Origin of the sequence: Terrabacter sp. LjRoot27 (assembly GCF_964254175.1) — a bacterium.
Taxonomy (GTDB): Bacteria; Actinomycetota; Actinomycetes; order Actinomycetales; family Dermatophilaceae; genus Terrabacter.
In genome coordinates this window covers 2687805-2701051 of record NZ_CAXUSS020000001.1, presented here as the reverse complement: position 1 = coordinate 2701051, position 13247 = coordinate 2687805, and the positions used below count along the sequence as shown (strand labels likewise).

6 protein-coding genes and 3 rRNA genes are annotated in these 13247 nt (G+C 66.2%); all 9 read left to right on the top strand.

The window, feature by feature from the left end; genetic code table 11:
• Nucleotides 1–536: 536 nt before the first annotated feature.
• The 9 genes from ACSQ2D_RS12640 (at nucleotide 537) to recN (ending at nucleotide 13152) form a co-directional block, all read left to right on the top strand.
• Nucleotides 537–2058, top strand: a 16S ribosomal RNA gene (locus ACSQ2D_RS12640).
• Nucleotides 2059–2475: 417 nt separating this feature from the next.
• A 23S ribosomal RNA gene (locus ACSQ2D_RS12635) occupies nucleotides 2476–5605 on the top strand.
• A gap of 82 nt (nucleotides 5606–5687) precedes the next feature.
• Nucleotides 5688–5804, top strand: a 5S ribosomal RNA gene (gene rrf / locus ACSQ2D_RS12630).
• Together the 16S, 23S and 5S rRNA genes form the textbook arrangement of a ribosomal RNA operon.
• Nucleotides 5805–5923: 119 nt before the next feature.
• On the top strand, nucleotides 5924–7924 hold the full coding sequence (locus ACSQ2D_RS12625; protein WP_435986290.1) for a tetratricopeptide repeat protein: 2001 nt from the start codon (nucleotides 5924–5926) through the stop codon (nucleotides 7922–7924).
• Between the two features lie 116 nt (nucleotides 7925–8040).
• Nucleotides 8041–9111 carry an HAD-IIA family hydrolase gene (locus tag ACSQ2D_RS12620; protein WP_435986289.1) on the top strand — a complete coding sequence of 357 codons (1071 nt, stop codon included), beginning with the start codon at nucleotides 8041–8043 and terminating at the stop codon, nucleotides 9109–9111.
• A gap of 41 nt (nucleotides 9112–9152) precedes the next feature.
• On the top strand, nucleotides 9153–9608 hold the full coding sequence (locus tag ACSQ2D_RS12615) for a hypothetical protein (protein ID WP_435986288.1): 456 nt from the start codon (nucleotides 9153–9155) through the stop codon (nucleotides 9606–9608).
• Complete coding sequence (locus ACSQ2D_RS12610) at nucleotides 9605–10405, top strand: TlyA family RNA methyltransferase (protein ID WP_435986287.1); 801 nt, start codon at nucleotides 9605–9607, stop codon at nucleotides 10403–10405. The genes ACSQ2D_RS12615 and ACSQ2D_RS12610 overlap by 4 nt, the downstream gene beginning before the upstream one ends.
• Nucleotides 10402–11349 (top strand): NAD kinase, encoded by a 948-nt coding sequence (locus ACSQ2D_RS12605; protein WP_435986286.1) that lies wholly within the window; start codon nucleotides 10402–10404, stop codon nucleotides 11347–11349. The genes ACSQ2D_RS12610 and ACSQ2D_RS12605 overlap by 4 nt, the downstream gene beginning before the upstream one ends.
• A 9-nt stretch (nucleotides 11350–11358) precedes the next feature.
• Nucleotides 11359–13152 (top strand): DNA repair protein RecN, encoded by a 1794-nt coding sequence (gene recN, locus ACSQ2D_RS12600; RefSeq protein WP_435986285.1) that lies wholly within the window; start codon nucleotides 11359–11361, stop codon nucleotides 13150–13152.
• The last annotated feature ends 95 nt before the right edge of the window (nucleotides 13153–13247 follow it).

The following is a 13247-nucleotide window of genomic DNA, read 5'->3' as shown; positions in this document are numbered from 1 at the left end:
GTTTCCCCGGAGGGCCGGGTTAATGTTCTCTTCGTCAGCCCGACAGGGAGCACCGGACACCACCGCAGAGCGAGTGATCGCGACGCGAAGCAGGCCGGTCCCGGGGGTGGCAGAAGGTCCGCGGCACTCGATCTCATCGGGTAGTCTCGGAGAGCAGGACCGCTGACACCAAGCGGGTCGGATCCGGTCGTCCTGAAGGACGGTTCGCGGGTTTGACTCCCAAGCTTGCGGCGGGTAAGTTTGAAGGGTTGCCCCGGAGGCCTCCTCGTTGAGGTGGTTGATGGTGTGTGTCCGATTCTTGAGAACTCAACAGCGTGTCAAAAATCGATGCCAATTACCTCGTCCCGGGGTTGGCGCGGTGCCACTGTTTGGTGGTGTCTGTGTCTGTTTCGGAACGAATTATCCTTTGGTTGAAACTGAATGATCAACTCTTTTTGAGCTGGTTGTTCGACTTCAGTCGGGTTTTCGAGCCCTTCAACGGGTTCAAAGTTTGCTCACTGTTTGGGTCTTCGGGCCTGGTGGTGGGTGTTTGAACATCAACGGAGAGTTTGATCCTGGCTCAGGACGAACGCTGGCGGCGTGCTTAACACATGCAAGTCGAACGGTGACGATCAAGCTTGCTTGGTCTGATCAGTGGCGAACGGGTGAGTAACACGTGAGTAACCTGCCCCAGACTCTGGGATAACCCCGGGAAACCGGAGCTAATACCGGATATGACACCAATCCGCATGGGTATGGTGTGGAAAGTTTTTCGGTCTGGGATGGACTCGCGGCCTATCAGCTTGTTGGTGAGGTAGTGGCTCACCAAGGCGACGACGGGTAGCCGGCCTGAGAGGGCGACCGGCCACACTGGGACTGAGACACGGCCCAGACTCCTACGGGAGGCAGCAGTGGGGAATATTGCACAATGGGCGGAAGCCTGATGCAGCGACGCCGCGTGAGGGATGACGGCCTTCGGGTTGTAAACCTCTTTCAGCAGGGAAGAAGCGCAAGTGACGGTACCTGCAGAAGAAGCACCGGCTAACTACGTGCCAGCAGCCGCGGTAATACGTAGGGTGCGAGCGTTGTCCGGAATTATTGGGCGTAAAGAGCTTGTAGGTGGTTTGTCGCGTCTGCTGTGAAAATCCGAGGCTCAACCTCGGACTTGCAGTGGGTACGGGCAGACTAGAGTGTGGTAGGGGAGACTGGAATTCCTGGTGTAGCGGTGGAATGCGCAGATATCAGGAGGAACACCGATGGCGAAGGCAGGTCTCTGGGCCATTACTGACACTGAGAAGCGAAAGCATGGGGAGCGAACAGGATTAGATACCCTGGTAGTCCATGCCGTAAACGTTGGGAACTAGGTGTGGGTCTCATTCCACGAGATCCGTGCCGCAGCTAACGCATTAAGTTCCCCGCCTGGGGAGTACGGCCGCAAGGCTAAAACTCAAAGGAATTGACGGGGGCCCGCACAAGCGGCGGAGCATGCGGATTAATTCGATGCAACGCGAAGAACCTTACCAAGGCTTGACATACACCGGAATCACTCAGAGATGGGTGCGTCTTCGGACTGGTGTACAGGTGGTGCATGGTTGTCGTCAGCTCGTGTCGTGAGATGTTGGGTTAAGTCCCGCAACGAGCGCAACCCTCGTTCTATGTTGCCAGCACGTCATGGTGGGGACTCATAGGAGACTGCCGGGGTCAACTCGGAGGAAGGTGGGGATGACGTCAAATCATCATGCCCCTTATGTCTTGGGCTTCACGCATGCTACAATGGCCGGTACAAAGGGCTGCGAAACCGCGAGGTGGAGCGAATCCCAAAAAACCGGTCTCAGTTCGGATTGGGGTCTGCAACTCGACCCCATGAAGTCGGAGTCGCTAGTAATCGCAGATCAGCAACGCTGCGGTGAATACGTTCCCGGGCCTTGTACACACCGCCCGTCAAGTCACGAAAGTCGGTAACACCCGAAGCCGGTGGCCCAACCCTTGTGGGGGGAGCCGTCGAAGGTGGGACTGGCGATTGGGACTAAGTCGTAACAAGGTAGCCGTACCGGAAGGTGCGGCTGGATCACCTCCTTTCTAAGGAGCAACTCGCCCAGGCCGTCATGGTCTGTGGCGCAGTGGCCTCGCCACCGACGAATGCTCGGTGGGGGGTGCTCAAGGGTGGAACATCGATTACTTGACACCGTCCTGGTGTCTCTCACTAGTACAAGCCGGCAGCTCCCTCGCGGGGGCCTGCGTCCCTTCGGGGAACGGCAGTGGAACGTGGGGGATGGCGGGTGCGGTGTCTGACACGTTGTTGGGTCCTGAAGGATCGGACGACACGCGCCGGCTCGAGCTGGCCTGGCCCTTTCGGGGTCTGGTTGGCTCGGGTGGTGTGTGTGGGCTGGTTTTTCTGGTTGTGGGCCCTGCCGAGATCGCGAGCTGTGCTTGTGGTGGGTGTGGGGTGCCGGTTGTATTTTGAGAACTTCACAGTGGACGCGAGCATCTTTGTAGTGTCAAGTTTTTAAGGGCACACGGTGGATGCCTTGGCACCAGGAACCGAAGAAGGACGTAGGAATCTGCGATAAGCCTCGGGTAGTCGATAACCAGACTGTGATCCGAGGATTTCCGAATGGGGAAACCCGGCTGGAGGCAAGTCCAGTCACCCGCACCTGAATATATAGGGTGTGTGGAGGGAACGTGGGGAAGTGAAACATCTCAGTACCCACAGGAAGAGAAAACAACATGTGATTCCGTGAGTAGTGGCGAGCGAAAGCGGATGAGGCTAAACCGGGCGTGTGTGATAGCTGTCAGGCGTTGCACGTTCGGGGTCGTGGGACCCGCCATCCAGTGCTGACATGCTGGTAGGGAGTAAGAAATCTGCGTCATAGTCGAAGAGCATTGAATGGCTCGGCATAGAGGGTGCGACCCCCGTAGACGAAATGGTGTGGACTCCCGGTGGATTTCCCAAGTAGCACGGGGCCCGAGAAATCCCGTGTGAATCTGGCAGGACCACCTGCTAAGCCTAAATATTCCCTGGTGACCGATAGCGGACAAGTACCGTGAGGGAAAGGTGAAAAGTACCCCGGGAGGGGAGTGAAATAGATCCTGAAACCGTGTGCCTACAATCCGTTGGAGCCTCCCGCCGTTGGGCGTGTGGGGTGACAGCGTGCCTTTTGAAGAATGAGCCTGCGAGTTAGTGCTCAGTGGCGAGGTTAACCCGTGTGGGGAAGCCGTAGCGAAAGCGAGTCCGAATAGGGCGTTTGAGTCGCTGGGTCTAGACCCGAAGCGGAGTGATCTACCCATGGCCAGGTTGAAGCGCAGGTAAGACTGCGTGGAGGACCGAACCCACTTAGGTTGAAAACTGAGGGGATGAGCTGTGGGTAGGGGTGAAAGGCCAATCAAACTCCGTGATAGCTGGTTCTCCCCGAAATGCATTTAGGTGCAGCGTCACGTGTTTCTTGCCGGAGGTAGAGCTACTGGATAGCTAATGGGCCTCACCAGGTTACTGACGTTAGCCAAACTCCGAATGCCGGTAAGTGAGAGCGTGGCAGTGAGACTGCGGGGGATAAGCTCCGTAGTCGAGAGGGAAACAGCCCAGATCACCAGCTAAGGTCCCTAAGCGTGTGCTAAGTGGGAAAGGATGTGGAGTTGCTGTGACAACCAGGAGGTTGGCTTAGAAGCAGCCACCCTTTAAAGAGTGCGTAATAGCTCACTGGTCAAGTGATTCCGCGCCGACAATGTAGCGGGGCTCAAGCACACCACCGAAGCTGTGGCATTGACATACTGCTCGGCACCGACACCTGCGGGTTCGGTGTCCAGGCGTGTTGATGGGTAGGGGAGCGTCGTGTGGCCAGGGAAGCGGCGGTGTGAACCAGCCGTGGAGGCCACACGAGTGAGAATGCAGGCATGAGTAGCGAATGACGGGCGAGAAACCCGTCCGCCGAATAACCAAGGGTTCCAGGGTCAAGCTAATCTGCCCTGGGTAAGTCGGGACCTAAGGCGAGGCCGACAGGCGTAGTCGATGGACATCCGGTTGATATTCCGGAACCGGCGAAGAACCGCCCATGATGAACCCAGTGATGCTAAGTGCCTGAAGCACGCCCACCGGACCTTCGGGTCCATCGGGTGTGTGGAGCGCACGACCCGATCTGGTAGTAGTCAAGCGATGGAGTGACGCAGGAAGGTAGCCTCCGCGTGGCGATGGTTGTCCACGTCCAAGGGTGTAGGGCGCGATCCAGGCAAATCCGGATCGCATGAAGCCTGAGACCTGATAGTGACCGCGAATGCGGGAAGAGGGTGATCCTATGCTGCCGAGAAAAACTTCTAGCGAGGTTCGAGCCGCCCGTACCCCAAACCGACTCAGGTGGTTAGGTAGAGAATACCAAGGCGATCGAGTGAATCGTGGTTAAGGAATTCGGCAAAATACCCCCGTAACTTCGGGAGAAGGGGGGCCCTGATCGTGACGCCACTAGCTGGCTGAGCGTGATCGGCCGCAGAGACCAGGGAGAAGCGACTGTTTACTAAAAACACAGGTCCGTGCCAAGTCGCAAGACGATGTATACGGACTGACGCCTGCCCGGTGCTGGAACGTTAAGGGGACCGGTTAGCCTCACGGCGAAGCTGAGAACTTAAGCGCCAGTAAACGGCGGTGGTAACTATAACCATCCTAAGGTAGCGAAATTCCTTGTCGGGTAAGTTCCGACCTGCACGAATGGCGTAACGACTTCTCCACTGTCTCAACCACGAACTCGGCGAAATTGCACTACGAGTAAAGATGCTCGTTACGCGCAGCAGGACGGAAAGACCCCGGGACCTTTACTACAGCTTGGTATTGGTGTTCGGTACGGCTTGTGTAGGATAGGTGGGAGACTGTGAAGCCGTCACGTCAGTGATGGTGGAGTCAACGTTGAAATACCACTCTGGTCGTTCTGGATATCTAACCTCGGTCCGTGATCCGGATCAGGGACAGTGCCTGGTGGGTAGTTTAACTGGGGCGGTTGCCTCCTAAAAGGTAACGGAGGCGCCCAAAGGTTCCCTCAGCCTGGTTGGTAATCAGGTTTCGAGTGTAAGTGCACAAGGGAGCTTGACTGTGAGACAGACATGTCGAGCAGGGACGAAAGTCGGGACTAGTGATCCGGCGGTGGCTTGTGGAAGCGCCGTCGCTCAACGGATAAAAGGTACCCCGGGGATAACAGGCTGATCTTGCCCAAGAGTCCATATCGACGGCATGGTTTGGCACCTCGATGTCGGCTCGTCGCATCCTGGGGCTGGAGTAGGTCCCAAGGGTTGGGCTGTTCGCCCATTAAAGCGGTACGCGAGCTGGGTTTAGAACGTCGTGAGACAGTTCGGTCCCTATCCGCTGTGCGCGTAGGAAACTTGAGAAAGGCTGTCCCTAGTACGAGAGGACCGGGATGGACGAACCTCTGGTGTGTCAGTTGTTCTGCCAAGAGCACCGCTGATTAGCTACGTTCGGAAGTGATAACCGCTGAAAGCATCTAAGCGGGAAGCACGTTTCAAGATGAGGTTTCCAGGCCCGCGAGGGCGAGAGGCTCCCAGCTAGACTACTGGGTTGATAGGCCGGATGTGGAAGCACAGCAATGTGTGGAGCTGACCGGTACTAATAAGCCGATAACTTGACTTACAAAGATGCTACGCGTCCACTGTGCGGTTCCCGAGATACAAACGGGACACCAACACCCACTGAATTGATATCTCCATAGAGTTTCGGCTGTCATAGCGAAGGGGAAACGCCCGGCTCCATTCCGAACCCGGAAGCTAAGCCCTTCAGCGCCGATGGTACTGCACTGGTGACGGTGTGGGAGAGTAGGACGCAGCCGGACACACATTGTCAGAGCGCCCCAGACGGAACTTCATTGATCCGACTGGGGCGCTCTTTCTTTTTGTGCTCGACGACACCAGAGGTGGCGCCGACCGCGGTCGGCGCGGAAGGATGAACAACATGAGTGACCAGGACGGCAACGACAGCCGAGGCGACCGACGCGACCGCGACGGCGGCCAGCGAGGTCCCGCACGTGGCAGCGGCGCCGGCCGGAGCTCGGGGGCTCCCCGGTCGGGCGCCCCCCGTTCAGCGGGACCGCGTCGAGATGACCGTGGGGGCTACCGGTCTGACGACCGCCGTTCCAGCGGCGGCAGTGATCGTGGGGGCTACCGGTCTGACGACCGTCGCTCCAGCGGCGGCAGTGATCGTGGGGGCTACCGCTCTGACGACCGTCGCTCCAGCGGCGGCAGCAGCGACCGTGGTGGCTACCGCCCCTCGAACAGCGGCGGCGGCGACCGTGGGGGCTACCGGTCTGACGACCGCCGTGCGGGCGGCGGCAGTGACCGTGGTGGCTACCGGCCCGACGACCGCCGTTCCGGCGGCGGCAGTGACCGTGGTGGCTACCGGCCCGACGACCGTCGCTCCAGCGGCGGCAGTGACCGTGGTGGCTACCGGTCCGATGACCGTCGCTCCGGCGGTGGCAGCAGCGACCGTGGTGGCTACCGCCCCTCGAACAGCAGCGGCGGCGACCGTGGTGGCTACCCTTCTGACGACCGTCGCTCCGGCGGCGGCAGCAGCGACCGTGGCGGCTACCGCCCTTCGAACAGCAGCGGCGGCGACCGTGGGGGCTACCGCTCTGACGACCGTCGCTCCGGCGGCGGCAGCAGCGACCGTGGCGGCTACCGCCCTTCGAACAGCAGCGGCGGCGACCGTGGGGGCTACCGCTCTTCGAACAGCAGCGGCGGCGACCGTGGGGGCTACCGCTCTGACGACCGTCGCTCCAGCGGCGGCAGCAGCGACCGTGGCGGCTACCGCCCCTCGAACAGCAGCGGCGGCGACCGCGGGGGCTACCGCCCTTCGAACAGCAGCGGCGGCGACCGTGGGGGCTACCGCTCTGACGACCGTCGCTCCAGCGGCGGCAGCAGCGACCGTGGCGGCTACCGGTCCGATGACCGTCGCTCCGGCGGTGGCAGCAGCGACCGTGGCGGCTACCGGTCCGATGACCGTCGCTCCGGTGGCGGTCGTGACGACAGAGGCCCGCGTCGCTTCGACGACCGGCCGCGCGGCGGGTCCGGCCGTCCTCAGGACGACGAGCGGCGCGGTGGTGCTCGTCTGACGCCGAAGTCGCCGAGGAAGCCGGAGCCTGCCATCCGCGAGGGTGTCACCGGCCAGGAGGTCGACCGAGGCGTCAAGAACCAGCTGCGCACGCTCTCCAAGGAGAACGCCGAGGGCGTCGCCCAGCACCTCGTCATGGTGGCCGAGCTGCTCGACGTCGAGCCCGAGGCCGCGCTCGCCCACGCCGAGACCGCGGTGCGCCGCGCCGGCCGTGTCCCGGCGGCCAGGGAGTCACTGGGTCTCGTCGCCTACCGCCTCGGCGACTGGGCTCGGGCGCTGGGGGAGTTCCGCACGGTCCGGCGTCTCTCCGGGTCGAGCCATCTGCTCCCGCTCATGGTCGACTGCGAGCGAGCCCTCGGTCGTCACGACAAGGCGCTCGAGCTCGCCCAGTCCGACGAGGCTGCCAACCTGGCGATCGACGACCGCGTCGAGCTGGCGATCGTGGTGTCCGGCATCCGCCGTGACCTCGGTCAGCTCGATGCCGCTGTCGCCGGCCTCAGCGACCTGGTCAAGCGGATCAACCCGAACCGTCCCTCGGCAGCGCGGCTCTTCTACGCCTACGCGGACGCCAAGCTCGCCGCCGGTGACCTCGAGGTCGCGCGTGACTGGTTCGCACGGGCCGCGGACGCCGACCACGAGCTGACCACCGACGCTGCGGAACGTCTCGAGGAGCTCGACGGAGTCGATGTCACCGACCTGCTCGGCGACGAGGACGAGGACGACGCCTTCGAGTCCTACGACAACGGCGAGGACGACGCCGACGAGGACGACGCCGACGAGGACGACGCCGACGAGGACGACGCCGACGCCGACGCCGACGCCGACGAGGATGCCGACGAGCGCTGATCACCAAGCGGTGAACGCAGAACGGGCCCGACCGCCGCGGTCGGGCCCGTTCTGCGTTCCGGACCGACTGGCGTGCCTGCCCACCGCTCGTCGTAGGGTCTGGCGCAGGAGGTCGCATGGACACGGAGACAGCCACGGAGGCGCCGGCGCAGCCGCTCATCGCGGGCTACGACGCAGTGGTGTGCGACCTCGACGGCGTCGTGTACCGAGGTGCGGACGCCGTTCCCGGGTCGCCGGAAGCGCTGCAGGACTTGGTGGCTCGCGGGATCCGCGTGGTCTACGCGACGAACAACGCCTCCCGGGTCCCGACCGAGGTGGCCGCCCAGATCGCCGGCCTCGGCGCTCCAGCGACGGCATCCGACATCGTGTCGAGTGCGCAGGCAGGCGCTGCCCGCCTCGCCGACGACCTCCCGTCGGGCGCTGCCGTCCTCGCGCTGGGGGGAGAGGGTGTCGTCGAGGCGCTGCGTGATGCCGGCCTCACGCCCGTCGTCGTCGGCGACGACGAGGGACCCGGCCCGGACGAGGTCGATGCCGTGCTGCAGGGTTTCGGCAAGGACCTGCGCGTGCGCGACTTCGAGAGGGCGACGCGACTCCTGACGACCGGCCTGCCGTGGGTCGCGACGAACGACGACGCCACCCTGCCGCTGCCGTGGGGCCAGTCCCCGGGGAACGGTGCCTACGTCGACCTGCTTGCCGCCGCACTCGGGCGTCGCCCACACGTCGTCGGCAAGCCGCACCCGCCGCTCTACGGCCTCGCTCTCGAGCGTCTCGGCACCACCGCCGCCAGGACGCTGGCGGTCGGCGACCGGATCGGCACCGACATCGTCGGCGCCGAGGCGACCGGTCTCGACTCGGCGTGGGTCCTCACCGGCGTCGACCGACCCTCCGACCTCGTCGTGAGCGAGTCGTCACCGACCTACGTCATCGCCTCCTTGGCCGAGCTGCTCATGCCGTATGCCGCCCCGGTGGCCGACGCCGGAGGCTGGCGGTGCGGTGCGGCGCGGGTGACCCGCAACGGCGACGACCTCGTCATCGAGCGGCGGGGTGCGGGCGGCATTCAGCTCGTGCGGGCCGGCCTGGCGGCGTTGCTGGACGCGCGCGGCGAGGGAGTGCCGCGCGAGCAGCTGCGCCGCGAGGCAGCGACGCTCGACCGCCTGGTCGACGACTCGGCGACCCCGACCCGGTAGCGTGACCGCAGCGAACCAACCACTCGGCACGGAGGCAGCACATGTTCGGCGACAGTGACGCTCGGCGCGACGACCTCGGGTCCGGCGAACCGCTCGAGGTCGCCGAGGATCTCGACCCGATGGACTCGGACACCGACGCGGGCGACGAGACCACCGACGAGTGGGACGACTCCGACGACCAGTCCGACGACGCGAGCGATGCGGACGTGTCCGGAGACGACCTCGAGGACCTCACCGACGAGGACGACGAGGACGACGAGGACGACCCGTCCGACGACGCCCGCGACGCCGACACCGCGACGGCCGAGGTGCCCTATGCCCCGCTCGACGCGACGCCCGACGTGCCCACCCCGCCCCTGACGGGTGACCAGGCGGTAGACGAGGCGATGATGCGCCTGGCCGAGTCGCAGGCCGGGTCGTTCGCCGAACGCATCGAGTCGGGCGAGCACGCCCACCGCAGCCTGCAGAGCCGCCTCGGCGGTCTGGGTGGCGCGTGACGCGTCGTCTCGACGTCGAGCTCGTCGCCCGTGGCCTGGCCCGGTCGCGCACCCAGGCCCGTGAGCTCGTCACCGCCGGTGTGGTGCTCGTCGACGGCCGGCAGGCCAGCAAGCCAGCCCTGCCCGTCGACGACTCGTCGACCGTCGAGCTGACCCGCGAGCCCGACCGCTGGGTGGGGCGCGCGGCCGTCAAGCTGCTCCACGCCCTCGACACGTGGCCGGTCGCCGTCGAGGGCCGGCGGTGCCTCGACGTCGGGGCGAGCACCGGCGGCTTCACCCAGGTGCTCCTCGAGCGCGGCGCCGCTCACGTGACCGCGCTCGACGTCGGCCACGACCAGCTCGTCGCGTCGATCGGTGCCGACCCGCGGGTGCGCGACCTGCCCGGAACCAACATCCGCGACGTCGACGCCGAGATGCTCGGAGGCCCTTTCGACCTCGTCGTGTCCGACCTCAGCTTCATCTCACTCGCCATCGCCCTGCCCGCCATGCGACCCCTCGTCACCGACGAGGGCGACGTCGTCGTCCTCGTGAAGCCACAGTTCGAGGTGGGGCGCGAGCGGCTCAGCCGCACGGGCGTGGTCACCTCGCCGCACGAGCGCCGCCGAGTGCTGCGGGACGTGGTCCAGGTCGCGACCGACCTGCACCTGCACCTGCACGGCGCGACGGCCAGCCCGATCGCGGGCGGTGACGGCAACCGCGAGTTCCTCCTCTGGCTCGCGCCGAGACCGGTCCCGGGCGCCTCCGTGACGGCGGTGGATGACATGCTGGAGGCCGTCGACCTGGAAGGAGCCCCGTGACGCGCCGCATCCTGCTCGTGGCCCACCCGAGGCGCCCCGAGGCGCTGACGGTCGCCAAGGGCGTCGTGCAACGCCTCACGCACCTCGGCATCGACGTGTCGCTCCAGGCCGACGAGGCCGAGGCCCTCGACCTCAAGGACAGCTCGCGCGTGCACGTCGCGTCGGCCGAGGAGCAGGTCGCGGAGGGGTGCGACCTCGTCGTGGTGCTCGGCGGCGACGGCACCATCCTGCGCGGCGCCGAGTTCGCGCGCAGCGTCGACGTGCCGCTGCTCGGCGTCAACCTCGGCCACGTCGGTTTCCTCGCCGAGGCCGAGCGCGACGACCTCGACGCCACGGTCGAGCACATCGCGAGCAACGACTACGCCGTCGAGGAGCGCATGACGCTCCACGTCGACGCCAAGCTGCACGGCGACCTCATCGCGAGCAGCTGGGCCCTCAACGAGGTCAGCGTCGAGAAGGCGGCCCGCGAGCGCATGCTCGAGGTCACCGTCGAGGTCGACGGTCGACCGTTGTCGAGCTGGGGCTGCGACGGCGTCATCGTCTCCACGCCGACGGGCTCGACGGCATACGCCTTCTCGGCCGGTGGGCCGGTCGTGTGGCCACAGGTCGAGGCCATGCTCCTCGTCCCCAGCGCGGCCCACGCCCTCTTCGCCCGGCCGCTCGTGCTCGGTCCCGACACCCACCTGGCCGTCGAGATCAAGGCGGCCACCGAGGGAGCGGGGGTCATGTGGTGCGACGGCCGGCGCCACGTCGACCTCCCGCCGGGTGCCCGCATCGAGGTACGCCGCGGGCTGCGTCCGCTGCGCCTCGCCCGGCTGACGAGCGCACCGTTCACCGACCGCCTCGTCGCGAAGTTCAACCTCTCGGTCGCCGGGTGGCGCGGCAACGGCGACACCGCCCCGCCCGTGGACGACGTCGACGGCGGTGAGGGTGCCCGGCCCTAAGGTGGACCCGTGTTCAGCCAGATGAGGATCCGGGGTGTCGGTGTCATCGACGACGCCGTCCTCGACCTGAGCCCCGGGCTCAACGTGCTCACCGGTGAGACCGGCGCCGGCAAGACCATGGTCGTGTCGGGTCTCGGACTGCTGCTCGGTGAGCGAGCAGACTCCGGCCTCGTGCGCACCGGATCCGCCTCGGCTCTCGTCGAGGGAGTCGTGCAGCTGCCCCTGGACCACCCGGCCCTCGTCCGGGCCGACGAGGCGGGCGCCGACCACGAGGACGGCGAGCTCGTCATCGCCCGCACCATCGCCGCGGCCGGCAGGTCGCGCGCGCACGTCGGTGGTCGCACGGCGCCCGTCTCCGTGCTCGCCGAGCTCGGCCAGATGCTCGTCGCCGTGCACGGGCAGGCCGACCAGTGGCGGCTCAAGCAGGGTGACGCCCACCGGGTGGTGCTCGACGACTTCGGGGGGCCCGACCTCACGGCGCTCCGCGACCGCGTCGGCGAGCTCTACGACCGCTGGCGCGAGTCGGCTCGAGAGCACGAGCGACTCGTCTCGGAGGCGCGCGAGCGTGCCCGTGAGATCGACTCGCTCACCGCCTCGCTCGAGGAGATCGAGGCCGTCGACCCCCAGCCGGGCGAGGACGCGGCCCTGCGTGCCGAGGACGAGCGCCTCGCGCACGCCGACACCCTCCGCCTGGCCGCAGCCCAGGCACTCGCCGACCTCAGCGGCGACGAGTATGCCGCCGAGCCGGCTCCCAACGTCCGTGACCTCATCGGCTCGGCGCGCGGTGCGCTCGGTCCGGCCACGGCGCACGACCAGGCCCTCGCGGGCCTCGACGAGCGTCTGCACGAGGTGAGCACGCTCGTCACCGACCTGTCCGCCGACCTCACGGCATACCTCGAGGACGTCGACCTCGACCCGGAGCGGCTCGGCTACGTCCAGGAGCGTCGGGCGGCGCTCGGGGTCCTCACCCGCAAGTACGGCGAGACCGTCGACGAGGTCCTCGAGTGGTCGGGTCGAGGGGCTGCTCGACTCGACGAGCTCGTGACCGCCGACGACCGCGTCGAGCGGCTGGGCGCCGAGGTGGCCGAGCTCGAGGCCGCCGTCGTCGCGGCCGCCGTCTCGCTGTCCGAGGCCCGTCGCGCCGCGGGGGACGACTTCGGCACCCGCGTCTCCGACGAGCTCTCGCACCTGGCCATGGGCAAGGCGGTCGTCCACGTGGAGCTGCGCCGCCGCACCGACCCCGAGGGCGTGGCGCTGCCCGACGGCGACCGCGTGCGGCTGGCCCGACACGGCATCGACGACGTCGAGATCCTGCTCGCGGCCAACCCGGGAGCGACGCCGCGCAGCGTCGCCCGCGCCGCCTCGGGCGGTGAGCTCTCCCGCGTCATGCTCGCGCTCGAGGTCGTCGGCTCGCGCAGCGCGTCGGGCGAGGCCGCGAGCGGACCGCCCACGTTCGTCTTCGACGAGGTCGACGCCGGGGTCGGCGGTCGGGCGGCTCTCGACGTGGGTGCGCGACTGGCCGCTCTCGCCGAGCACGCCCAGGTCATCGTCGTCACCCACCTCGCCCAGGTCGCGGCCTTCGCCGACCGCCACCTCGTCGTGCACAAGGCCGACGACGGCCGCATCACCTCGAGCAGCGTCACCGTCGTCGACGGTGACGCGAGGCTGCGGGAGCTGTCCCGGATGATGGGCGGCGACCCCGACTCCGAGGCCGGGCTGGCCCACGCCGGTGACCTGCTCGAGCAGACCAGCGGCGCCCGGGTCGGCACGCGTCCTACCGCCCGCAGCGGCGCCCGCGCCTGATCCCGGGACACGCCTCCGAGCATCGGTCGGACCGCCGTTCCGAGTGGCGTCCCGAGCGCCGCGCCACGGCCCGGACCGATGGGGTCGCCGATCCT